The sequence below is a fragment of the Sutcliffiella horikoshii genome, assembly GCF_002157855.1.
Lineage (GTDB): Bacteria > Bacillota > Bacilli > Bacillales > Bacillaceae_I > Sutcliffiella_A > Sutcliffiella_A horikoshii_C.
In genome coordinates this window covers 2,845,982-2,869,671 of the sequence record NZ_CP020880.1, presented here as the reverse complement: position 1 = coordinate 2,869,671, position 23,690 = coordinate 2,845,982, and the positions used below count along the sequence as shown (strand labels likewise).

The window sequence follows — 23,690 nt, the reverse complement described above, 5'->3', positions numbered from 1 at the left end:
AGGCAGGTAACTGCTTTCGGTGTTTTTTTCATTTTGAGACAACGTTCTAAATTTACCCTCTTCACCATATGGTTAGTATAAATGCTTATGGTGGGCGGTGATTTAGAATGAAGGTCTATGCAAGAAGAGGAGATTCTTTATGGTACTATAGTCAGTTATTTGGGCTGCCTTTGAACTTAATTTGTGATTCCAACCCTGAGGTTGCCTCGAGCTCAGAACTCCTCAATGCAGGCGAAGAAATAGTTCTCCCAGGCTTTACACATAATGATTATGAGGTTCAAGCATTAGAGACCATTCATACAATCGCTCAGAAGATAAATATCTCCACTGATTGTATGATGTTATTGAACCAAGGAAAAGATCCTGGACGTCTAAAACCAGGTGACGTTCTAACAGTTCCACTTAGGATTACGCAAAATATAGTTAATCCAAGAAAGCCTTACAATTACCAAACATTAATTAAGGACATAGAGAGACTAATAGGAGTTTACCCGTTCATTCAATGCACTTCAATAGGACAATCTGTGATGGGAAAGCCACTGCACCACATTCGTTTAGGTAAAGGAAAGAAGAAAATTCATTGGAATGGCAGTTTCCATGCAAACGAATGGATCACCAGCGCGGTCATTATGAACCTAATCAACGACTACCTTAGATGTTTAACGAACTATACACCATTAAGAGGGATTCCTTGTATACCTTTGTATGAACAAGCAGAGCTATCCATCGTTCCGATGGTGAATCCTGATGGAGTGGATCTTGTCCTGAATGGCCCCCCATCTGAAAGTCTTTTTAAGGAACTGGTGGAAAACATCAATCAGGATCGTCTTGATTATTTAGGGTGGAAAGCAAACATCAGGGGTATTGATTTAAATAAGCATTTTCCTGCCAATTGGAAAATAGAGAAGACAAGAAAAGAAGAGAAAGTTCCTTCTCCACGGGATTATCCTGGGGACTTGCCGTTGACTGAGCCTGAGGCATTGGCGATGGCTAGCCTTGTCGATAAAGAACATTTTGATAAAGTGATTGCGGTTCATACCCAAGGAGAAGAGTTCTACTGGGGTTATGAAGGATTGGAACCTGTGGAGAGTGAAGCGATCGCAGAGGAATTTGAAAGGGTCAGTACCTATAAAAGCGTTCGTTATGTTGACAGTCACGCCGGATTCAAAGATTGGTTCATTCAGGAATATAAAAAGCCTGGATTCACGTTGGAACTTGGCAGGGGAATTAACCCGCTTCCCTTATCCCAATACGACACGATCTACCAAAAAACCCTCGGTATTTTTCTGGCTTCCCTATACATTTAACGGCAAAGCTCCTGACTTGCCGTTTTTTTAATAGTGGAAATTATTCCTGTAAGAATATAATATTTTTTAGCTTGTATTGAAACCTTTCCTGCCTCATAATCGTTATTAAGATAGGAAAAAAGGAGGGGTGCAATGAAAAAGATTTTTTGGGTAGTCTGTATCATTATTTGTTTTATGATAGGATGTCAATCTCCTCCTCACCCCAAGGAAGTTAGTAACGCGCCTGCGCTCTCAAATCAGGAAAAACAAAAACCTTTCAACCCATCAAACTTTCATAAAGAACCACTTAAAAAGCTCTCATTACCATTTGATCAATTCAGTACTGTTTCAGAATGGTTTAATGATGAAACCATTTTATATATAACTAACGAAGGAACCGGTTCTGTCGTCCATTCCTTTCATCTGATATCAGGTGAAATAGAAGTGTTTTATAAATCTGAAGAATTGATCATGTCAGTCGAAGCTAATAAGACATATGACATGTTTCTTGTTCGCTCTGCAGTTTCTTCAACTGAAGGGAAACTAAGAGTTCTATCTGACAAAGGAGAGGAACTTGCCGAATGGAAATTTGATAACTCTATAGATCTTGTCTATTCTTGGAATCCTTTTTCCGCACAAGAGCTGGTTGTGTCCTCATTTAAAGAGGACTGGTCTTATGAAACCTTTCTGCTTGATGTCCATAATAAAAGTATGATAAAAAAAGATGTGGCAGATCCGTTTGTGCAATGGCTGCCAAATGAAGAGATAGGTTATATTGATTGGAATCATGAGATGCCCGCATTGGAAGCTCCGTTATATGCAGAGGATTTAGGGACGGAAGAAATACGGGAGCTTATGGAAAGCGTCGTGATGTTCCATACGTACGATAACCAGCTTATCACCGCCGGGTCCGTGGATGATGTTGGAACAGCTTCCTATTCATTTTATAGCTTTCCGGAATTAGAAGTAATGCATTCCTATGAAGCGCCATTACTTACGTTATATTCGAATTACTTTATTCCATATTATGATTTTGAAGAGAACACAAAGATGTTTTATACATTTGAGTCAACCAGACCTGGGAATGCAGATGGGTATTCTGATGGCTTTCAGTTAATATCATTTGACAGCAAAAGCGGGGAAAAGAAGGTACTGGCAAAAGATTTAGAGAACGCGCCATTGAAATGCTCTCCAAATGGGGTATATTGTTTGTATGGTTACCAGTTAGAGCAAATAATAATTCCTTCAACTAAGGAGATAGTAAATTTAGTAGAATTATCCTAAAAAAGGAGGCAAAAAAGAATGGCAATCGTCGATGTTACTGTTATTCCAATTGGAACGAATGGGCCTAGTGTAAGTGACTATGTCGCAGATATACAAGATATCTTGGAGGGATTTAAAAAAGAAGGAAAAATCGACTATAAATTGACTCCCATGAGTACGATTATCGAGGGAGAACTCCCAACGTTAATGCACGTAGTGCAGGTTATCCATGAGGCTCCGTTTCAAAAAGGCCTTCATCGAGTAGCAACCAATATAAGAATAGATGACCGCAGAGACAAAAGCGTACAAATGGATGATAAACTGCGCGCAGTGGAATCTAAACGCTCCATATAAAAAATGAAATGCCAGACACTTCGTTAACGGAGTGCCTGGCATTTATTATATTTTTTCACTAAATATAGAAACTCTTTGTTAAGCGGCCGTGCCCTTTACACTTTGTACATTTTTTATAGAGGGGCAGCATAAAGATTTTTCTTCTCCCTGTCCCACTGCAGCTTCCGCACAATGTCCTCAATGCCAACCATATCACCCTCCCACGAATCATTAATATATATAGTATTTCCTATAACAAACAAATATATAGCCGTAAAATCAACAGCGGTGGTTAATAGAATATCTAACTTTGCTATCAGTATATTCACTAAATCAAAATTTGCTTGAATTTAAAACCAACAAAAAAGAGTACCCCTCCCAATTCGGGAAGAATACTCTTTTGCATGCCTGCACTATCAACTTAGTGTGCTACCGGATAACCGTGTTCAATGACAGTCATTACTGTAAACCAACCAAACACTGCAACAGTTCCGAATGCGAAAAGAACTCCTAGGAAGTTTTTTTCTTTAAGGGAACGGACAAGTGCAAATACGCATAAAAGTGTTACAAGTCCAAAAATAATAACTAATGGCAAGGTTAACGCCCCTTTCAGAGATCATTTCCATTTCTATTTAAAAGAAATTCCATAAAATAAGTATGTAATGGAACATTACACTACACTCCATTTACATTTTAAATGTTTTCTTACTATTTGTCGAGGTCAAAAATTGACACTTCTATGTCATAAGCTCGAGCTACTTTCATCATAAATTCTTTATTTTCTTTATCAATAATATAGGATTTTTTATATTGTTCCTCAATAGCAATTATTGATTCTTCCATTTGGATAAGAAACATATCAATATCAACTTGTTTACCGCTTTCAATTCGAAAGATAGATATCATGTCTTGATACAAGTAATGATTATTTTTTTCTGAAATAAACCCATAATCCGTGAAGAGTCTGGTGGCAACCGGGTTTTCAATTAAGGAAAGGGTATATGTTTCTTCTAAGATACATCGGTCCATCAACATATTTTTTACAACCTTGGCCTCCATGGCAGAATCGGTAATAAGCAAACTGTCATCTGAATCAAATATACTGGCTATTTGTTTAAGCTGTAAGAGAAGGTTCTGAAAGTATTGCGGTTTATCATCTGCACATTGTATTTCCAAACCGAACATCGACTTCATAGGCAATATCCTTTCGTTTCTCAAGTTCTACTTCTTAGTGTAAAATAGATGGATAGATACTTCAAGGAAAGGTGTGGAAAGATATGAAATGGAAACAGCTACCACTTGGTCCGCTGCAAACAAATGCGTACCTCCTCATAAATGAAAGAAAAGAATGCCTCATTTTCGATCCGGGAAGTGAAGGGGAAGCATTCAATTCCTACTTGGAAGAAAATGCGCTTAAGCCATTGGCTATCTTGTTGACACATGCACATTTTGATCACATAGGAGCGGTAGATGCCGTTCGTAAACATTGGAATGTTCCAGTTTATGTACATAAGAAAGAAAAGAATTGGCTTGGGGATCCAAGTCTAAACGGCTCGCAGTTTTTCCAGCTTGGGCCAATAACGGCTAATCCTGCAGAACATCTAATCTTATCAGAAGAAAAATTAGTCATTTCCAATTTTGAACTAGAAATATTATTTACTCCAGGCCATTCACCAGGCAGTGTGAGCTTTTATCATGAAGCAAGCAAAGTGGTATTTTCAGGTGATGCCCTTTTTGCTGGAAGCATCGGAAGAACGGACCTTCCAGGAGGCAACCATGAACAGCTTATACAAAGCATACACAACAAGCTGTTGATTTTGCCGGAAGAAACAACCGTTTTATCAGGCCATGGAATGACCACTACCATAGAGAGGGAAATGGATAGTAACCCATTCCTTAATGGATTTTAAACCTATGATACCAGCATTTTTGCAAGAAAAGATAGAGAAAGCTCCTGGTAGGAAATTGGATTTTGCTGAATATATGATGACGGTACTCTATCATCCTTCTGAAGGTTACTATATGAAGCCAAAGAATAAGGTAGGAACAAAAGGGGATTTTATCACAAGCAGTAATGTCCATACTGTCTATGGAAAGCTTTTTGCTAAACTGTTGGTCAAGTACTTTAATGAAACAGATATTCCACCTGTGATTATTGAAGTAGGCGGAGGGAATGGAAGGTTTGCTAAGCATCTATTGGAGGAATTTAAACTCCTTGATCCACTGCTCTATAGGCACTTAAGCTATGTTATGGTGGAGACAAGCTCTTATCACATTCATTTGCAGAAAACGACGATTTCTGACTCTGTGCCTGTTAGCTACTTTACTTCCTTAGAGGATGTCCCTGACAGATTTAGAAAGGGTGTTCTGTTTTCCAATGAGCTATTTGATGCCTTGCCTGTCCATGTTATTGAATATAAAAATGGAACTCTGAAGGAAGTATTCGTAACAATAGATGAAGATGGAAACCTGTCTGAAAGAAGTCTACCTCTTGATAATGAAGAAATCCAGGCTTATATTTCTAAAAATAAACTGATCTTTTCTGAAGGTCAACGAATGGAAGTCCCTTTAGCAATGATGCATTATGCGAACATCCTTGGAGAATGGATGCTTGCAGGTACCATTATAACGGTTGATTATGGCTATCGTTTTTCTGAATTGGCCAGTCAGGACTTATTGGAGGGCAGTCTGCGTGGTTATCACCAGCATCAATTGGTAAAGGATCCCTTAAAATATCCTACAGAGATGGATTTAACGGCACATATTCATCTCGATGCGTTAGAAGAGAGCTTTGATGATTGGGAGTTTAGCCATGTAGGAACCATGAGGCAGGGGGAATTCCTCGTCGCAGCAGGTATACTGGAATATCTACAGGAAAACCAAGACCCAGACCCTTTTTCTGAAAAAAGCAAACAGAACCGAGCGATCCGCACCCTGATCATGGACAGCAGCTGGAGCAACTCTTTCCATGTACTCATTCATGAAAAGGGGTCGGATAGTTGGGGAACAATAATTGATTTTAAGAACAATAAAAAGCGATGACATAAAGTCAATCGCTTTTTATTGTTTAGCTACGTATGTTTAATGACCACCAGATCCAGGCACCATCATAAATGTTGTCCAATACGAGAAGGCAACAAAGAAAATTGTTAAATATGCTCCGAAAATATAGATGTACATACGTTCAGATAGCTTAAGATAACTTAATAAAATGAAGAATACCGTTTGTCCGAAGAAAAGTAAAGACGTTTGAGTCATGTGGCCAAGATAAAACATAACCGCGAAAATCCCAGTCCAGAAACCCATTACACGGTACATACGATCCATATGTATCCCCTCCTTACGCACTAATCCTTATGCTTGTCACTTTCCTATTATAATGTACCAATACTTTACTTGTAAATAAGCGTTTGTTTCTAGTTTGTGACGATTACAAGATAAGTACATTTTTCACCAGAACCATAATGATTATGCAACTATTTTTCTATCATACCTATTTCCATTATAGTGCAAAGTTAAACAGAAAGCCTTCTTTTTTAATGAAGAAAAGATCTTGTCGCAATTTGTTCATAAAACACTTATCTTTTTACTGTACAAAAGTTATACAAGTGGTATACAATAGGATTAACATAAAATACTGAAGAAATTAAAAAGAACGGGGAGGTAAGCATGATGAATGAAATCATTTTTTACAGTTACCCAAGTTGTACGTCATGTAGAAAGACGAAGAAGTGGTTGAAAGGTAATAATATTCCATTTCAGGAGAAGCATATTTTTCGGGAAACACCGAACAAAGAAGAGATGATAAAAATTCTTTCATTAACAACAGAAGGAATTGATGAGATATTAGCGACTAGAAGCCAAACTTTTAAGGATCTTGGAATTGATGTAAATGAATTATCTCTTTCCCAACTAATAGAATTAATTATTGAGGAGCCTAAGCTACTAAGAAGACCAATTATCACTAGCGGGAAAAAGTTGATTGTTGGGTATAATGAATCTGCGTTGCAAAAGCTTTCCAGACATAAGCCTAAACTAGAACTAAAGCAATCCGTCTCATAACCCAAAATAGCCATTCCAACTACCTTTGTAGATGGGATGGTTTTTTGATTAAGAAAGCATATAATCCGGTTGATTTCCGTTCCAGGCGCTTCGCTTGCCTGCGGGCGGTCCGGGAGCCTCCTCGGCTTTGCCTCCGGGGTCTCCCCTGTCCCTTCCTCCCGCGGGCGTCTGCGCGCCTTCCACTCCAATCAACAAGGTGACTTCATTCAACTTAAGGCTAAAAAAGAAATCTGAAAAACAAATAAAATTACTTTTATGTAATTTCCAGCTGTGAATTGGAGCAAATGGTGTAGACTCCAGCGGGGGAGTAACGGTAGCTTGAGACCCCGTAGCGCAGCGAGGAGGCTCAAGCACCGTCCCACGGAAAGCGAAGCCATTTGCGGAAAGGAACAGTGGTGTTAAACCAAAAACAAATATTATTTTCATATGTTCACTACTTTTCTCTTCTAACTTTTTATATAGAAGGTGAAAGGGGGTGAGAACATGGCAGATTACGCAGTAGAAAATGTCCAACTTCGTCTAATGTATGAATTAGGAGAAGATGAAAAAGGGAATTTGTTGTTCCGTTCCAAAAACTACAACAACATTAAAGTAGATGCAGAAGCGACAGCGCTATTACAAGCAGCAGGAGCAATTTCAGGTCTACAGGCAACACCTGTATCGAATGTTAGACGTAGTGAGTTGCACTACCTAGGTTAAGAAGTGTAATCAATTCATGAAAGAAAGGAGGTAGATGCATGTTTACACTAGAATTATTTTTCTTAAATGAAGAGGGTACAAAAGTGAAGGTGTCTGTTGATGATCCTAGATCAGATCTAACACAGGTGGAAATCGAAGAAGCGATGGATACGATTATTGCTGCCAATGTGTTTACATCTAAAGGTGGAAGTTTCATTACAAAAGACAGTGCCAGAATTGTGGAACGTAATGTTACAGAATATGAAATAGCTTAAGGTAATTTGGAAGGGTCTACTTTAAATCAGTAGGCCCTTCTTATTTAAAAGTAGTTTTCTTAAACTTTGTTGCTGTTTCGTATACTTAAATCAACCGTCATATCATGAACTGTCGTGCTCTATTCCCTGTTGTATTAAAAATCTTACTTGCAACTTCTAAAGTATGTAAACAGTAAAAAGTCCAATTGCCGACTTTTTACAAGTAAATAGCAGCATTCGGTGAGAAAAGAGCCTATTTGAACAGGAAGGGGGAGAGGTCATGGATCAGTGGTGGACATGGATAAGTGAAGTTGGTTTCCCGATTGTAGTCACGTTTTATTTGTTACACAGAATAGAACAAAAACTAGAACATGTAACAAAAACGTTGCAGCAGCTGCCATATCAATTATCTAGGGAAACACTGCCTTCAAGGAGCATAAAATAAATAGAAAACAGGCTATTGAACGGAGTAATATAGTACAATAGCCTGTTTTACGTAGGAAATTATTTATGGTAACGTCATTGGATATATAAAATTTTTGCCTTTATATCTTATTTCGATAATAATAAGAAGAGAGAGAATGACATAAAGGATGTTGATACAAATGACTAATAAGAAAATCGTCTTCACAGGCGGTGGTTCTGCAGGCCACGTTACTCCCAATATTGCAATCATGAATAAACTAAAAGCAGCAGGTTGGGATATTACATATATCGGTTCAAGAAAAGGAATTGAAGAAGATATTATAGGCAAAGAGGATATTCCATTTCACGGAATTTCAAGTGGTAAGCTTAGACGCTATTTTGATTGGAAAAACTTTTCCGATCCACTAAGAATCATTAAAGGGGCAATGGAAGCTTTAATGATTTTACGAAAAGTAAAGCCTAAAGTCGTATTCTCCAAGGGTGGATTTGTAACAGTTCCTGTAGTGATGGCAGCTAAAATGTTAAAAATACCGGTTATCATTCATGAATCAGACATCACACCGGGGCTCGCCAACAAAATTGCAACCAAATTTGCGACAAGAGTATTTGTTACATTTGACGAGACTTTGAATCACTTTCCATCTGACAAAGTATTATTTACCGGTTCACCAATCAGAGAAGAGTTATTCAAGGGGAAAGGGCAAGAAGGTAGGGCATGGCTTGGATTTCATGAGAAAAAACCGATACTAACCATAATGGGTGGAAGTCTTGGGGCCAAAAAAATCAACGAAACGTTACGTCAAGTCTTAACTCAATTAACAGAACAATATCAAATTGTCCACTTATGCGGAAAAGGAAACATGGACCGTTCCCTTGAAGGTGTAAAAGGGTATAAACAATTTGAATATATTAATCAAGAACTACCAGATGTTCTTGCAGCATCAGAGTTCATCATCTCAAGAGCTGGTGCGAATTCCATTTTTGAATTTCTGGCATTACGTAAACCGATGCTATTAATCCCGCTTTCTAGGAACGCTAGCAGGGGAGACCAAATCTTGAATGCCCAATCATTCGAGAAAAAAGGTTTTGCGAAAGTTTTATTCGAAGAAGATCTCACCACTGAAACCCTGTTAACACAACTAGAGGCACTCAAGAATGAGAAAGATCAACTTCAAAAGAATATGTCCAAAGACAGTGCACCTAACACGTTGGAAATTATCTTAAAAGAAATCATTAACACAGCAAAATAATACAAAAAGAGCAATCTATTATTAGGTTGCTTTTTTGCTATATAAAGAAAGCATATAATCCGGTTGATTTCCGTTCCAGGCGCTTCGCTTGCCTGCGGGCGGTCCGCTCGGTTTTTCTTTAAAATATTTCAAAGTTTAATAAGTAGGATTTTCCATTTGAGGGTAAACTACGATCATACTGATTCCATCTATAAGAAAGAGGCCGATACCGATGAAAAAACAAACATTGAAACTATTCACCATCTCCCTAATAGGATTTGTCATCATCATATCCGTCCTTTTATATTTCTTCTCAGAACGATTTACTCGCTCGTGGCTTCCTATTGATAATGGATTCGGGGAAACCGTTACCTTGTCACCTGATGACAAGTCTATTGTTTTTCCATTTTACCAAAGTGGGGATGGAGCGCTCTATAAAGCAAATGTGGATGGCAGCAATGTTAATCAACTAACTTACCCAAGGCAGGAAGAAAGCCATGTGCATCCTCGCTATTCATCCAAAGGGGATAAGATCCTGTTTTTATCGCAAGAAAAGGGAGAGAACACATTAACTAGATCACTTTACATAATGAACAGCGATGGAAGTGAACTCACCCGCCTTTCGAAAGAGAATGAACTAATAACGGATGCTATTTTTTCGCAAGACGATCAATCCATCTATTATTTAGCTGCAAAGGATTATCAGGAAGGTAATGAAATGGAGGAAGGTCCAACTAACATTGATTTGTACTCTATTTCTATAACAGGAGATAAAAAGGAAAGGCTGACTCATGATGAAAGTTTAAAAAAGCGGAGCCTCTCACTAACAGGAGACGGGGGGAAACTTGGCTATGTGGAGTGGAGCAAAGAGGAAGAAAAAGGCCTTCATTCTTCTTATATCGTGATGGACACTAAGACTATGGAGAAAGACTACGTAAACCCGGATTTTAATACAAATATAATATATAGTGGAAAACTCTCTCCAACTGGTGATCTCATTGCGTTTTCTGCTGCAAGCGAAAATCCTCGTGAGAAGTCGCAATTCATTTATGAAATGTACACAATGAGCACGAGTGGGAAAGAAGTACAACCTCTTACAAGCTTTCGTACGTTGATTACAGAACCGGTATTTTTCCGCGACAAGGAGAGGGTATTGTTTATCCAGGATCAGAGTTGGTTGAGGGGGAAACCGAATTATAAATTGTGGGCAGTGGATATTGATGGAGAAAAAATTCAATCCATTACTGTACAAATGCCACAGTTTTCAGGAACCATCCTTTAATGAATATAAAATAAACAGAGCCCGCGTCTATATAGACGCGGGCTCTGTTGCCTTATTGGAACATTGGTAGAAGATAACTGATAATGAACCAGATGATTCCGAAAAAGATAATAAGGTAGGCAGTGTATTTAATAAATGTAGAAGCAACTTGACCACGATCTTCTTTTGTTTCCCTTTTATCCACTCTTACATCTCTATCTTCCATGTTAATTCCTCCCTGTAAAGCTTTGTTTTACCAATATATACCCTTATGGAACCAGGTTAAACCTTTCCTTTTATATGTAAAATAGGAAACTATACTGCGAAAGTAACTAGAAATTACAGGCTAGGAAAGTGTATAATGATTTTCAGGTGTAATTAAAAGAATTTTCATCCGACTTTCCCAAGTGGGACTTTATATCTATATTTACTGTTAAAAGATATAATGAAAGTACTTAACACATATACATATGAATTTTAATGGAAATCAATTATTTTTAAGGATATAAGAGGTATTTTATGAAGAGGAAATGGCTGAAGTATTTACCTTTAATCTATCTGTTTTTTGGAATCGTATGGATTGGGCTAACAGATTATTGGATATACGTTTTAAAGCAAACTAACAATAACGATATAGCGGAATATATCAACCTGTTAAAAGGTTGGCTTTTTATACTGATCACTACGCTATTATTATATTTAATATTGAAAAAACATGCTGCATTGAAGGAGCTTGAACAAAAGGAACAAGAACTTTCAACTTTAATTAACAACATGCCTGATTTTGTATGCTTTAAAGATGGACAAGGTAGATGGCTGCAAACTAATGAATATGGGCTGTCTCTTTATGACTTACAAGATGTGGATTATAAAGGGAAGACTGATATAGAATTAGGAGTCTTTTCTCCCAATTTCATGGAGGCTTTTGAATACTGTATGAAAACAGACGAGCAGACTTGGAAGGACGGAAAGATTTCACGAGCTGAGGAGTCATTCTCCCTTGCTGACGGGGAAATGAAGACGTTTGATGTAATTAAGGTTCCTTTATTTCATGCCGATGGACGAAGAAAAGCACTTGTCACTATAGGCAGGGACATATCTTCTCTGAAAAATACAGAAAAATTGTTGGTTACAAAAGAAAAACTATCGGTAGTAGGCGAACTATCTGCAGGAATTGCCCATGAAATAAAAAACCCGTTAACATCTATTAAAGGATTTATTCAACTCATCCAATTATCAGGAAAAGCAAACAAAAATCATGTGGAAATGGTGCTGTCTGAAATTGATAGAATAAATGATATTGTATCGGAGCTGCTTGTTCTATCGAAACCGCAAACAAAGGAACTTACGCTTATTTCGATCCTGGAAGTTCTACAATATGTAATAAAATTAGTGGAAAATGAAGCTACTATTAATAACATTTCTTTTTCCATTGAAAATATTGGCCCTGATACGATGGTTAGAGGCGATAAGAATAACCTTAAGCAAGTTTTTATCAACCTCATCAAGAACTCCATAGAGGCGATGCCTGATGGAGGAACGATAATGATTACAGGTTTGCTGGAAACTGATGGTAAGAAGAGCATTCAAGTAAAAGATGAAGGAATAGGAATTTCATCCTCTAATATGGATAGTATTGGCAATCCCTTCTTTACATCCAAGGAAAAAGGGATGGGACTTGGATTGACAATAACAAAAAAAATTATTGAAGAGCATCAAGGAAATATTCGTATTGAAAGCAAAGAAGGAAACGGTACAACTGTCACTATTGATCTTCCAACACAATAAAAAATGTGCGTTTGATAAGAGATAGATGACCAAGCAGTTCATAGATTCATGCATAGAATATATCGTGTGCAGCTTCCTTCTCCTTTCGTACACGGGATTTTTGGACAGAGACTCAGTCTCTGTCCCTTTTTTTATGTAACATTTTAAATGAAGGGAGAAAATGTGTGGAAACAGGGTATAAATAAGACAGTATAGATAAAAGTGGGGGAATGAAAATGTCCGAAAATAGAGCCTTTGACCTTATTGGAATTGGAGTAGGGCCATTTAATTTGGGGTTAGCAGCATTAGTTGATAATGTATCAAGTATTTCATCTATCTTTTTCGATAAAGAAGAAGCGTTCAACTGGCATCCAGGCATGCTTATTGAGCAATCTGATTTGCAGGTCCCTTTTCTTGCAGATTTGGTTTCATTTGCTGATCCAACAAACAAATATAGCTTTTTAAACTATGTACATAATCAGAATCGATTATTTCAATTTTTCTTTTATCGCCGCTTTGACATTCCTAGAAGAGAATACAATTTATATGCTAAATGGGTATCAGAGAACCTAGAGAATTGTCACTTTCAATCCGAGGTGATTTCAGTAGAATATACAGGGAATGGGTATAGTGTGAAGGTAAAGAGGACGGATACAGGAGATGTCTCTACATACCATGCCAAACATATTGTAGTGGGTACAGGAAGTATCCCATTTATTCCGGATGGCATAGAGAAAAATGAACAGGTCGTGCATACAAGTGAATATTTACATAAAGAAAAAGAAATGAAAGCTTCCGATTCTATAGTGGTTGTCGGATCCGGACAAAGTGCAGCGGAGGTTTTCTATGAACTACTGGAAGAACAAAAGCATAATAAGTATTCGTTAAAATGGTATACCCGTTCCTCTATATTTTCTCAGCTTGAGAGTGCAAAGCTTGGACAGGAAGTCTTTTCACCTGATTATGTTCAATATTTTCATGGACTTTCTTATGAAAAAAGAAAAGAGGCATTAAATCGGCTGGATACTGTCCGGAATGGGGTAGACAAAGAAACATTGGTGAAAATCTATGATTTGCTTTATAACAGATCTGTTGAAGGGCGAGATGAAAAAATCACCATTCAGCCGTTAACAGAAGTAAAGGAAATAAATGAGAGTAATGGCGTATTAGAAGTGTCATGCAAGCAGTGGGAGAAAGAAGCGGACTTCAAGGTCAAAGCAGATTATGTGGTATTGGCAACAGGGTATAAACCACATATACCACAGTGGGTTTGGGATAAGAAGGAAGAACTGGTGTGGGAAAGCGAAAAAGAATTTAAAGTGGATGAAATGTACCGGTTAGTGTGGAAGGAACCAAGAAGTCATCAGATGTATATCTCCACTAACCTTGAACATTCACATGGAACGGCAGCCACCAATTTGAGCCTTGCCGTGATGAGAAATCAGACGATAATCAACGATGTGGCCAAAAGAGAAATCTATCCGATCCAAAAAGATACCATCTTCCAACAATTCATGCCCAATACGTAATACCACGTTTAACATACCCTCTAAGGGGTACAAGAACATATATAAAAGGGACTTATAGCTGTTGATTGGAGCAAAAGGCGAAGACTCCTGAGGGAGATAGCACTAGGTGGAGACCCCGCAGGAGCAGCCGAGGAGGCTCCACCAGTGCCCCTAGGAAAGCGAAGCCATTTGCGGAAATCAACAGCGGTATTCAAATAGAGCCCATACTAAAAAAAGGAGATGTTGCATGATGAGTAAAAAAATTGCAGTACTACTAACAAATGAATTTGAAGACTCCGAGTACACCGAACCCGCAAAAGCCTTTAAAGAAGCAGGGCATCAATTAACCGTAATCGAAAAATCAAAAGGTGAAACAATAAAAGGGAAAACAGATGGAGTAGAAATTACAATAGATGCCGGAATTGATGATGTAAGTCCAGGAGACTTCGATGCATTATTAATACCTGGAGGATTCTCCCCAGATATCCTAAGAGCAGACGATCGATTTGTTTCATTTACTAAAACGTTCATGGATGACCAAAAACCTGTTTTTGCTATCTGCCATGGCCCACAATTACTTATCACAGCAGAAGCACTGAAAGGAAGAGATATTACCGGATTTACTTCCATAAAAGTAGATCTTCAAAATGCAGGTGCTCACTATCACGACAAAGAAGTAGTTGTCTGTCATGACCAATTGGTTTCAAGCCGAACACCAGATGACATTCCAGCATTTATAAGAGAATCATTAAAGCTTCTAAAATAACAACGCCAAAAATCATGTTGTCCTTTACTAAATGGGCAACATGATTTTTTTGTGTGGAATTTTCTGAATAATTAGACCCATATTCTTCAAGTTCCATTGTAGCGCAAAAATAATACTGTTATAATATTAAGAATATTAAAACAAAAGGAGGGTAAGGGGTGAAGATATATATTTCAGTTGATATGGAGGGAATTAGTGGGCTTGTAGATCATACCCACGTAGACTCCAGGTTGCATAACTATGAGCGTAGTCGAAAGATAATGACACAGGAAGCGAATGCTGTAGTGAAAACGGCTTTTGATAAGGGGTTTGAGGAGGTCATCATCAATGACAGTCATTCTAAAATGAATAACATATTGATTGAAGAGCTTCATCCCGAAACAAAGCTGATAACAGGTGATGTAAAGCCGTATTCCATGGTGCAAGGATTAGATGACAGCTTTGATGCGGTTGTTTTTGTAGGATACCATGCAAGAGCATCCATGAAAGGCGTTATGACCCATTCGATGATTTTTGGAGTCAGAAATATGTACATAAACGATGTTCAAGTAGGCGAGCTAGGATTCAATGCATATGTAGCAGGATATTATGGCGTACCAGTCATTATGGTATCTGGAGATGATCAGACAGCATTAGAAGCAGAGAGTCTTATTCCTGGCGTTCATTGTGCAGTAGTAAAAGAAGTCGCATCCCGTTCTGCCGCAAAATCCCTGACGCCAGTGAAAGCACAGGAACTCATTAAAGAAAGAACGTCACAGGCAATTGATGATGTACATAGTATTAAACCTTTAATACCGCCTGATCATCCAACACTTCGCATTGAATTTGCGAATTACGGCCAAGCGGAGTGGGCAAGTTTGATGCCAGGAACAGAGTTAGAGCCGGGGACGACTATCGTCAAATTTCAGGCAAAAGATATTAAGGAAGCCTATCAAGCCATGCTTGTCATGACAGAACTGGCAATGAGAACGACATTTTGTTAATAGGTTTGCTCCTTAAGTACATAAAAACCCAATAGGAAAGAAAGTGTGAGTGGGAGAATGGGAACATTTATAGCAAAACGATTACTAGCAATGCTCATAACTTTATGGGTCATCATCACATTGACCTTCTTCTTGATGCATGCCATACCGGGTTCTCCGCTCAATGAAGAGCGGTCTACAAGCGAAGTGGTCCAACGTAATCTTGAGGCACACTATCATTTGGACAAGCCGGTACCGGTTCAGTATGTGATGTATTTAAAAACGTTAGTGACATTGGATTTCGGTCCATCTATTAAACAACCGTCCCAGACAGTGAATGATATGTTGGGAAGAGGCTTCCCTATTTCGTTCGAGCTTGGGATGATCACCTTAATGATTGCCGTCATTTCAGGTATTTTCCTTGGAGTAATTGCTGCACTTAAACGCAATGGCGTTATTGATTATATGGCGATGACTTTTGCTGTGTTCGGGATTTCCATACCGAACTTTGTCCTTGCCACCGTGTTGATACAACATGTTGCTGTCAACTGGGGCTTGCTTCCGCCGGCCACTTGGTCAAGTTGGAAGCATATGATTTTGCCTACATTAGCTCTTGCAACAGGTCCGATGGCAATCATTGCGAGATTGACGAGAGCTAGCATGATGGAAGTGTTGACTCAAGATTACATACGTACCGCAAAAGCCAAGGGCCTGTCTCCGGTGAAAATAGTATTCAAACATGCGCTTCGTAACGCATTATTGCCGGTAGTCACCATCCTGGGTACCCTTGCTGCCGGAATATTGACGGGGACATTTGTTATCGAGAAAATTTTTGCCATTCCAGGCATGGGCAAATATTTCGTGGAAAGTATTAATACCCGTGACTATCCAGTCATTATGGGCACAACAGTGTTTTATAGTGCATTCTTGATTTTGATGCTTTTTCTTGTAGATATAGCTTACGGGATATTAGACCCTCGTATTAAGCTTCATAAAAAGGAGGGGAACTAATATGGCACAACGTAAACTTCAAGAAAATCACCAAACCGTTCCTGATGAGTGGTTCAAACCCATTGATAAAAACAAGGGAGAGGCTGAAGCTGTAGTCCGTCCAAGTCTATCTTATTGGCAGGATGCTTGGCGGCGATTGGTTAAGAACAAACTTGCGATGGCAGGATTGATCTTTCTTTTATTCTTGACCATCATGGCCATCTTTGGACCGATTTTTTCCCCTTATAGTGTTATGCAGACAAATTTACCAAATCAAAATCAGCCACCGTCCTCCACCCATTTTTTTGGTACAGATGAACTGGGGAGAGATGTTTTCACTCGTACCTGGTATGGTGCAAGGATTTCTTTATTCGTCGGATTAATGGCGGCATTGATTGACTTTATCATTGGTGTTGTTTACGGCGGAATCGCCGGGTACAAAGGTGGCAGAACCGATAATGCAATGATGCGTGTGGTGGAGGTTTTATACGGCCTTCCGTATCTATTGGTCGTGATTCTATTAATGGTTGTAATGGGACCGGGATTATTGACCATCATTATCGCACTAACCGTAACAGGATGGGTTGGAATGGCTAGGATTGTCCGGGGGCAGGTACTGCAAATAAAAAATTATGAGTTTGTGCTTGCGTCTAAAACTTTTGGAACGAAGACTTCCCGGATCATTAGAAAAAATCTTCTCCCTAATACGATGGGTCCTATCATTGTTCAAATGACATTGACGGTACCTGCTGCAATTTTCGCAGAAGCATTTTTAAGCTTTCTGGGTCTTGGTGTTAGTGCCCCGTATGCCAGTTGGGGTGTGATGGCCAATGATGGGTTATCAACGATTATTTCAGGACATTGGTGGCGCCTGTTCTTCCCGGCATTCTTCATCTCCATGACCATGTTTGCATTTAACGTGTTTGGAGACGGATTACAAGACGCACTAGATCCAAAGCTGAGGAGGTAAGTGACATCATGGAAAAAGTACTGGAAGTAAAAGACTTACATGTTTCCTTTACAACATACGGAGGCGAAGTGAAAGCAGTCCGGGGAGTCAGTTTTGATTTGCATAAAGGAGAAACCCTCGCAATTGTAGGGGAATCCGGCTGTGGAAAAAGTGTGACATCCCAAAGTATCATGCGATTAATTCCACAACCGCCGGGGAGGATAACGCAAGGCACAGTCCTTTTTAAAGGCAAGGACTTGACCAAAGCGTCTGAACCGGAAATGAGAAAGATTCGAGGCGCAGATATCTCAATGATTTTCCAAGACCCCATGACAGCATTGAATCCAACTCTAACTGTTGGAGATCAGATCATGGAAGGGATCATCCAGCATAAGAAAGTCTCTAAAGCAGAAGCGAGGAAACAGGCGGTGGACATGCTGAATCTTGTCGGGATACCTAGCCCGACTGAACGATTGAAACAATACCCGCACCAGTTCAGTGGAGGCATGAGACAGCGTATTGTTATTGCCATGGCCCTTGTCTGCCAGCCTGAAGTATTGATTGCAGACGAACCGACAACGGCACTAGATGTGACCATCCAAGCCCAGATTTTAAACCTTTTTAAGGATATTCAAAAGAAAACTGGGGTTTCCATCATCATTATCACGCATGACTTAGGAGTAGTAGCGCAAGTGGCAGACCGTGTGGCTGTTATGTATGCAGGTAAGATAGTAGAGTCCGGGAATAGAAGAGAAATCTTCTATAGAGGGGAGCACCCATATACGAAAGGTCTATTAAACTCGGTTCCTCGCCTTGATTTAGAAGATGAAGAACTGGTGCCAATAATAGGCTCTCCACCTGACCTGTTTTCACCACCGACAGGCTGTGCATTTGCAGCAAGATGCGAGTATGCCATGGAAGTATGCGAGCGATTATATCCAATGAAGACACGTCTGTCCGAGGAACACCATGTAGACTGCTGGCTTCAGGACCCAAGAGCTCCGAAGCCCATAAAAACAGTGATTTCAACTATAAGATAAGACTTATAGTGAAATAGAGTTTCATAGCTGTTGATTGGAGCACAGTGCGAAGACTCCAGCGGGGGAATCACGGTAGGTTGAGACCCCTGAAGCGTTGTGAGGAGGCTCAAGCACCGTCCCGCGGAAAGCGAAGCACAGTGCGGAGATCAACAGCGGCGTCTAAAGATTTACAAATGAAAAAGGGGGAGTAACACATGAAAAAGGTATTGTCATTACTAATGACCGCAATGCTAGTATTCATCTTAGCAGCCTGTACAGCAAGCAACAACGCAGGCACCGACACAAACGAAAACACGAACAACAACGACAGCGCATCAGGAGAAAAGGTACTTCGCCTGAACAACGGATCTGAACCAACATCACTTGATCCGCCAATCGGCTTTGACTCCTATTCTTGGAACGCACTAAACAACTTGATGGAAGGTCTGACTCGCTTAAATGACGAACACTTACCACAAGAAGCAACAGCGGAAAAATGGGACGTGTCCGAAGACGGCAAAACGTACACATTCTATATCCGTGACAATGCAAAATGGTCTAACGGGGACGATGTAACTGCGGGTGATTTTGAATTCGCATGGAAGCGCCTATTAAACCCTGAAACAGCATCTCCTGCTGCATTCCTTGGTTACTTCATCGAGGGTGGGGAAGCTTACAACAACGGGGAAGGCTCTGTTGATGATGTACAAGTAAAAGCATTGGATGAAAAGACATTGGAAGTGACACTTGTTGCTCCACAAACATATTTCCTAAGTGTCATCACGAATCCAGCCTTCTTCCCAATCAATGAGAAGGTTGCTACAGAAAATCCAGAGTGGTTTGCTGAAGCGGATTCTTTTGTAGGAAACGGGCCATTTAACCTTGCTGAGTGGGAGCATGAAAGCCACTTTGTTATGGCGAAGAATGACCAATATTGGGATGCAGATACGGTTAAATTGGACAAAGTTCACTGGGCGATTGTAAATGATACAAACACAGAGTATCAAATGTACCAAGCGGGTGACCTGGATACGTCAGGAGTGCCTGCTGATGCAAGTGAAGCGTTATTTGCAGAAGGAAAAGTAAATATTGGCGAGCAGGCTGGTACGTATTTCTTCCGATTTGGGGTAGACAAAGAGCCATTCCAAAATGCAAACATCAGAAAGGCATTCGCAATGGCGGTCAATCAGCAGGATATTGTTGATTATGTGACAAAACGAGGAGAAGAAGCGGCAACAGGATTTGTCTCTTCAGGATTCACAGATCCATCCGGCAAAGACTTCCGTGAAACAAATGGAGACCTTGTTACTTTTAACGCGGAAGAAGCAAAAGCATTATTGGAAAAAGGAATGGAAGAAGAAGGGTATGAAACATTACCTGAAGTTACATTTACTTATAACACAAGTGATGAGCACAAACGAATCGCTGAGACGATGCAACAAATGTTCAAGGACAATCTTGGAGTCGATGTGAAGCTTGCCAATATGGAATGGAACGTGTTCCTTGATATGCAAACGGCACTTGAGTTCCAATTTTCCCGCAGCTCATTCTTAGCAGACTATGCTGACCCTATCAACTTCCTAGAAAACTTCCAAACTGGACATTCCATGAACCGTACAGGTTGGAGCAACTCAAAATATGATGAGTTAATTCAATCGGCACTTAATGAAACAGATGAAACAGCTCGCTATGAGCAAATGTACGAAGCGGAGAAAGTATTATTTGAAGACATGCCGATCATTCCGTTGTATTTCTACAACCATGTATATCTTCAAAACGAAGCAGTTAAAGGAATTGTTCGTCACCCTGTTGGATATATCGAACTTAAATGGGCGGACAAAGAATAACATACTATAAGTTTTAACAGGAGAAGGGTGTTCGCGGAACACCCTTCTCATTGAAATTATCATACATATTCAATCAAGAAACACCATACATATACATAGTTTAACGGGAATTTTTAAAGGAGAGGAGTGGCGAGACATGAAGCCGATTCGTTTGAAAAAAGGAGATACGGTTGGTGTCATTGCACCTGCAAGTCCACCGAAACAGGAGAAGTTGAAACGGGCACTTCCTTTTTTGGAAGAAGAACTGGGTTTGAAAGTGAAGTTGGGCAAATATGTAGATGCTCCCTACGGCTACCTTGCATCCAAGGACAAAGAAAAACTAGAGGATCTGCACGCTATGTTTCAAGATGATGAAGTAAAGGCGATTTTCTGTGCTTGCGGAGGATTTGGCACGGCAAGGATTGCGTCCAGTATAGATTATGACTTGGTAAAGAATAATCCTAAGATTTTTTGGGGGTATAGCGATATCACATTTTTGCATCAAGCATTCTACCAGCAGGCCGGATTAACTTCCTTCCATGGTCCAATGCTAAGCTCGGATATCGGGCTTGAAAGCATTCACCCTCTATCAAAAACTTATTTTCAACAGTTATTTGAGCCAACTGAAATAGTATATACAGAAGAACTCTCCCCACTTGAAGTGATGAACGAGGGTGTTGCAACCGGAGAGCTTGTTGGCGGGAACTTAACTTTGCTTGTAAGTTCACTTGGAACGCCGTTTGAATTGCAGACAAAGGGGAAAATCCTCTTTTTTGAAGATATTGATGAACAGCCATACAAAGTGGACAGGATGCTAAATCAGTTGAAAATGGCAGGCAAGTTTGCAGACGCAGAAGGTATTGTTATTGGCGACTTCCATAACTGTGTGCCTGATGAAGGAAAGGCATCTTTGACGCTTGAGGAAGTCATTTCTCAACAGGTAAAAGATGCAGGAAAACCGACTATGAGCGGGTTCCAATTTGGACATTGCTCTCCGAATATTGCCATCCCGCATGGAGCAAAAGCGGAATTGAACACATACAACAAGACATTGACCATCCAACCAGGAGTGGAATGAAAGGAGAGGGAAATATGAAAATACTGCAGGTTGAGACGTTCCGAACCGCAGTACCTCTGTCAAAACCATTTAAGACAGCCTTGCGTACCGTGTATGTAGCGGAGGCTGTGGTAGTGCAGATCACCTGTGACAATGGTCTGGTTGGGTGGGGAGAGGCACCACCTACACATGTCATTACTGGGGACAGTCTTGATAGTATTGAATATGCCATTCAACAAATTTTGAAACCGATTCTTTTAAACGAGAACCTCCTAAACTATGAACCCATATTGCAGAGATTACATAAATCGCTTGTGCGAAATTCAAGTGCAAAGGCTGCAGTCGATATGGCCATCTATGATTGCTTAGCTCAACATAGCAGGCTGCCACTGTATCAGTATTTGGGCGGGGCCAAGAGCGAGCTTGAGACAGACTTTACCGTTAGCGTCAATTCCCCGAAGGAAATGGGAGAGGACGCCATAGGATATGTAGAGAGAGGTTTCCGTGTCCTGAAAGTAAAAGTAGGGAAAGATGATATGCTGACAGATATTGCTAGAATAAGAGAAATTAGAAGCCGTGTAGGAGATATGGTAGAGATTCGACTTGATGCCAATCAAGGTTGGACGGCTAAAGAAGCTATACGCGGCATTCGCAAAATGGAAGATCTGGGGCTGAATATCGAGCTTGTGGAACAACCTGTCATCGCCCATGATGTAGAGGGATTGAAACAGGTTACCGATGCAGTGGAAACACCAATCATGGCGGATGAGAGCGTCTTTACTCCTGAACAGGCACTTCAAGTACTTAAAACGCGCAGTGCCAACCTGATAAATATTAAACTGATGAAATCAGGCGGCATTTTCCAGGCAGAAAAGATTAATAGTATTGCAGAGTCCTTTGGAGTCGAATGCATGGTAGGAAGCATGATTGAAACCAGGCTTGGCATCACGGCGGCCGCCCATTTTGCTGCAAGTAAGAGCAATATCACACGATTTGATTTTGATGCACCGCTTATGCTCGCAGAAGACATCGTAACAGGCGGCATTATTTATAACGGTAGATTGATCAGTTTCCCGGATGCGCCTGGATTAGGAATTGGAGATATAAATGTAAAAGGAGGCGTCAGTGTTGAGTAAATATGTCATAAATGTACCAGTAGCCACCATCTGGACCTCTTATGATTCAGCAAGAGTGCTAGACGAGAAAGCCACCTCGAATCCCACAGACATTAATGGTTGGCTGGATTTGCTGAATTTTGAAACAAGGTTAGAACTTTGTGATGCCAACCTTATCCAATCTCAACTGTTATACGGACAGGAAGTACTCGTTCTAGAGGAAAAGAAAGATTACTATCATATTATTGCTTTGACTCAAGGTTCATCAAAGGATGAGAGGGGATATCCTGGTTGGGTGCCGAAATGTCAGGTCACTGAAGTAATGGATTGGAAGCTTGCAGATGGTCCGGTTGCTGTTGTGACGAGCAACCTTGCTCCTTTATTTTCGACTGAGGAAAAAGTGTTACTAGAGCTGAGCTTTCAAACCATTTTGCCTGTAAAGGAGAATGGGAAAGAAAAGGTGAAAGTCCAACTTCCTGATGGAACTTATGGGTTGCTGAAAACAGATCACATTTCGGTATATGATGGTCTTGCTTTCCTTCCAAAAGGAACTGGGACGGATATTGTCAGGAGCGGTGAGAAATTCCTCGGCCTTTCATATTTATGGGGTGGTATGAGTGGATACGGGATGGATTGCTCGGGATTCAGCTATACCATGTGCAAAGCCAATGGCTATATCATCCCCCGAGATGCCCACGACCAGGCTAAAGAGGGTGCAGAAGTGAAGTTAAACGCTTTAGAACCGGGGGACTTGTTGTTCTTTGCTTATGAAGAAGGCAAGGGCAAGATTCATCACGTAGGAATTTATTATGGAGACGGGAAGCTGTTGCACTCACCAAAAACCGGTAGAGATATTGAAATTCTCCCAATGGAAAACACCATTTATGAAAAAGAACTATGTGCAGCAAGAAGGTACTGGCAAAAGGACGGGGGATAATC

The 23,690-nt window shown here is 40.0% G+C and carries 27 protein-coding genes; 22 read left to right on the top strand and 5 right to left on the bottom strand.

All coding sequences use genetic code 11. The features are described from left to right. Positions 1 to 107 precede the first annotated feature (107 nt). The 3 genes from B4U37_RS14925 to B4U37_RS14915 all read left to right on the top strand — a co-directional run bounded on the left by B4U37_RS14925 (position 108) and on the right by B4U37_RS14915 (position 2,903). Positions 108 to 1,307 carry a M14 family metallopeptidase gene (locus B4U37_RS14925; RefSeq protein ID WP_088018856.1) on the top strand — a complete coding sequence of 400 codons (1,200 nt, stop codon included), beginning with the start codon at positions 108 to 110 and terminating at the stop codon, positions 1,305 to 1,307. A gap of 132 nt (positions 1,308 to 1,439) precedes the next feature. Then, positions 1,440 to 2,570, top strand: a complete 1,131-nt coding sequence (locus B4U37_RS14920) for a YqgU-like beta propeller domain-containing protein (protein ID WP_088018855.1) — start codon at positions 1,440 to 1,442, stop codon at positions 2,568 to 2,570. 18 nt (positions 2,571 to 2,588) lie between these two features. Beyond that, on the top strand, positions 2,589 to 2,903 hold the full coding sequence (locus B4U37_RS14915) for an MTH1187 family thiamine-binding protein (RefSeq protein WP_088018854.1): 315 nt from the start codon (positions 2,589 to 2,591) through the stop codon (positions 2,901 to 2,903). 400 nt (positions 2,904 to 3,303) lie between these two features. On the opposite strand, the gene B4U37_RS14910 is transcribed toward B4U37_RS14915, so the two are convergent. Next, the gene (locus B4U37_RS14910) at positions 3,304 to 3,477 is read right to left on the bottom strand and encodes a DUF2759 domain-containing protein (protein WP_010194607.1); all 174 of its coding nucleotides are present in this window, start codon (positions 3,475 to 3,477) and stop codon (positions 3,304 to 3,306) included. Between the two features lie 113 nt (positions 3,478 to 3,590). Next, positions 3,591 to 4,067: a hypothetical protein gene (locus B4U37_RS14905; RefSeq protein WP_157663801.1), complete on the bottom strand. Its 477-nt coding sequence runs from the start codon at positions 4,065 to 4,067 to the stop codon at positions 3,591 to 3,593. 92 nt (positions 4,068 to 4,159) lie between these two features. Here B4U37_RS14905 and B4U37_RS14900 point away from each other — a divergent pair, with 92 nt between their 5' ends. After that, complete coding sequence (locus B4U37_RS14900) at positions 4,160 to 4,792, top strand: MBL fold metallo-hydrolase (protein ID WP_088018852.1); 633 nt, start codon at positions 4,160 to 4,162, stop codon at positions 4,790 to 4,792. After that, positions 4,782 to 5,924: a class I SAM-dependent methyltransferase gene (locus B4U37_RS14895; RefSeq protein ID WP_088018851.1), complete on the top strand. Its 1,143-nt coding sequence runs from the start codon at positions 4,782 to 4,784 to the stop codon at positions 5,922 to 5,924. Before B4U37_RS14900 ends, B4U37_RS14895 begins: the two co-directional genes overlap by 11 nt. A 39-nt stretch (positions 5,925 to 5,963) precedes the next feature. Here B4U37_RS14895 and B4U37_RS14890 read toward each other — a convergent pair whose 3' ends face one another. Next, positions 5,964 to 6,209 (bottom strand): DUF2626 domain-containing protein, encoded by a 246-nt coding sequence (locus B4U37_RS14890; RefSeq protein WP_010194612.1) that lies wholly within the window; start codon positions 6,207 to 6,209, stop codon positions 5,964 to 5,966. A gap of 345 nt (positions 6,210 to 6,554) precedes the next feature. Here B4U37_RS14890 and B4U37_RS14885 point away from each other — a divergent pair, with 345 nt between their 5' ends. Then, positions 6,555 to 6,944 (top strand): Spx/MgsR family RNA polymerase-binding regulatory protein, encoded by a 390-nt coding sequence (locus B4U37_RS14885; RefSeq protein WP_088018850.1) that lies wholly within the window; start codon positions 6,555 to 6,557, stop codon positions 6,942 to 6,944. Positions 6,945 to 6,992: 48 nt separating this feature from the next. On the opposite strand, the gene B4U37_RS14880 is transcribed toward B4U37_RS14885, so the two are convergent. Next, on the bottom strand, positions 6,993 to 7,370 hold the full coding sequence (locus tag B4U37_RS14880; RefSeq protein ID WP_088018849.1) for a hypothetical protein: 378 nt from the start codon (positions 7,368 to 7,370) through the stop codon (positions 6,993 to 6,995). A 57-nt stretch (positions 7,371 to 7,427) separates the two neighbouring features. Between B4U37_RS14880 and B4U37_RS14875 the strand changes: the two genes are divergently transcribed. The 5 genes from B4U37_RS14875 to B4U37_RS14855 all read left to right on the top strand — a co-directional run bounded on the left by B4U37_RS14875 (position 7,428) and on the right by B4U37_RS14855 (position 10,813). Further along, on the top strand, positions 7,428 to 7,643 hold the full coding sequence (locus tag B4U37_RS14875; RefSeq protein WP_088018848.1) for a DUF1659 domain-containing protein: 216 nt from the start codon (positions 7,428 to 7,430) through the stop codon (positions 7,641 to 7,643). Between the two features lie 38 nt (positions 7,644 to 7,681). Further along, positions 7,682 to 7,897: a DUF2922 domain-containing protein gene (locus B4U37_RS14870; protein WP_088018847.1), complete on the top strand. Its 216-nt coding sequence runs from the start codon at positions 7,682 to 7,684 to the stop codon at positions 7,895 to 7,897. Between the two features lie 259 nt (positions 7,898 to 8,156). After that, a complete protein-coding gene (locus B4U37_RS14865) occupies positions 8,157 to 8,321 on the top strand; it encodes a YvrJ family protein (RefSeq protein WP_010194618.1) in 165 nt (54 codons plus the stop codon). Between the two features lie 160 nt (positions 8,322 to 8,481). Continuing rightward, complete coding sequence (locus B4U37_RS14860) at positions 8,482 to 9,552, top strand: undecaprenyldiphospho-muramoylpentapeptide beta-N-acetylglucosaminyltransferase (protein ID WP_088018846.1); 1,071 nt, start codon at positions 8,482 to 8,484, stop codon at positions 9,550 to 9,552. A 211-nt stretch (positions 9,553 to 9,763) separates the two neighbouring features. Continuing rightward, positions 9,764 to 10,813, top strand: coding sequence for a DPP IV N-terminal domain-containing protein (locus B4U37_RS14855; RefSeq protein WP_088018845.1), 1,050 nt, complete (start codon positions 9,764 to 9,766; stop codon positions 10,811 to 10,813). Positions 10,814 to 10,865: 52 nt separating this feature from the next. On the opposite strand, the gene B4U37_RS22250 is transcribed toward B4U37_RS14855, so the two are convergent. Then, positions 10,866 to 11,018, bottom strand: a complete 153-nt coding sequence (locus B4U37_RS22250) for a hypothetical protein (protein WP_198317033.1) — start codon at positions 11,016 to 11,018, stop codon at positions 10,866 to 10,868. Positions 11,019 to 11,311: 293 nt separating this feature from the next. On the opposite strand from B4U37_RS22250, the gene B4U37_RS14850 reads away from it, so the two are divergent. From B4U37_RS14850 to B4U37_RS14800, 11 genes are all read left to right on the top strand, one after another. Then, complete coding sequence (locus B4U37_RS14850) at positions 11,312 to 12,580, top strand: ATP-binding protein (protein WP_088018844.1); 1,269 nt, start codon at positions 11,312 to 11,314, stop codon at positions 12,578 to 12,580. A gap of 215 nt (positions 12,581 to 12,795) precedes the next feature. Further along, complete coding sequence (locus tag B4U37_RS14845; RefSeq protein WP_088018843.1) at positions 12,796 to 14,088, top strand: lysine N(6)-hydroxylase/L-ornithine N(5)-oxygenase family protein; 1,293 nt, start codon at positions 12,796 to 12,798, stop codon at positions 14,086 to 14,088. Positions 14,089 to 14,317: 229 nt separating this feature from the next. After that, positions 14,318 to 14,833, top strand: coding sequence for a type 1 glutamine amidotransferase domain-containing protein (locus B4U37_RS14840; protein ID WP_088020313.1), 516 nt, complete (start codon positions 14,318 to 14,320; stop codon positions 14,831 to 14,833). A gap of 158 nt (positions 14,834 to 14,991) precedes the next feature. Next, on the top strand, positions 14,992 to 15,816 hold the full coding sequence (locus B4U37_RS14835) for a M55 family metallopeptidase (protein ID WP_088018842.1): 825 nt from the start codon (positions 14,992 to 14,994) through the stop codon (positions 15,814 to 15,816). 57 nt (positions 15,817 to 15,873) lie between these two features. Beyond that, on the top strand, positions 15,874 to 16,806 hold the full coding sequence (locus tag B4U37_RS14830) for an ABC transporter permease (protein WP_088018841.1): 933 nt from the start codon (positions 15,874 to 15,876) through the stop codon (positions 16,804 to 16,806). A 1-nt stretch (position 16,807) separates the two neighbouring features. Then, positions 16,808 to 17,755: an ABC transporter permease gene (locus B4U37_RS14825; RefSeq protein WP_088018840.1), complete on the top strand. Its 948-nt coding sequence runs from the start codon at positions 16,808 to 16,810 to the stop codon at positions 17,753 to 17,755. Positions 17,756 to 17,763: 8 nt separating this feature from the next. Further along, positions 17,764 to 18,774 (top strand): ABC transporter ATP-binding protein, encoded by a 1,011-nt coding sequence (locus B4U37_RS14820; protein ID WP_088018839.1) that lies wholly within the window; start codon positions 17,764 to 17,766, stop codon positions 18,772 to 18,774. A 194-nt stretch (positions 18,775 to 18,968) separates the two neighbouring features. After that, positions 18,969 to 20,600: a peptide ABC transporter substrate-binding protein gene (locus tag B4U37_RS14815; RefSeq protein WP_088018838.1), complete on the top strand. Its 1,632-nt coding sequence runs from the start codon at positions 18,969 to 18,971 to the stop codon at positions 20,598 to 20,600. Positions 20,601 to 20,736: 136 nt separating this feature from the next. Further along, positions 20,737 to 21,657 (top strand): S66 peptidase family protein, encoded by a 921-nt coding sequence (locus B4U37_RS14810; RefSeq protein WP_088018837.1) that lies wholly within the window; start codon positions 20,737 to 20,739, stop codon positions 21,655 to 21,657. Between the two features lie 14 nt (positions 21,658 to 21,671). Next, a complete protein-coding gene (locus tag B4U37_RS14805) occupies positions 21,672 to 22,772 on the top strand; it encodes a dipeptide epimerase (protein ID WP_088020312.1) in 1,101 nt (366 codons plus the stop codon). Next, complete coding sequence (locus B4U37_RS14800; protein WP_088018836.1) at positions 22,765 to 23,688, top strand: C40 family peptidase; 924 nt, start codon at positions 22,765 to 22,767, stop codon at positions 23,686 to 23,688. Before B4U37_RS14805 ends, B4U37_RS14800 begins: the two co-directional genes overlap by 8 nt. The last annotated feature ends 2 nt before the right edge of the window (positions 23,689 to 23,690 follow it).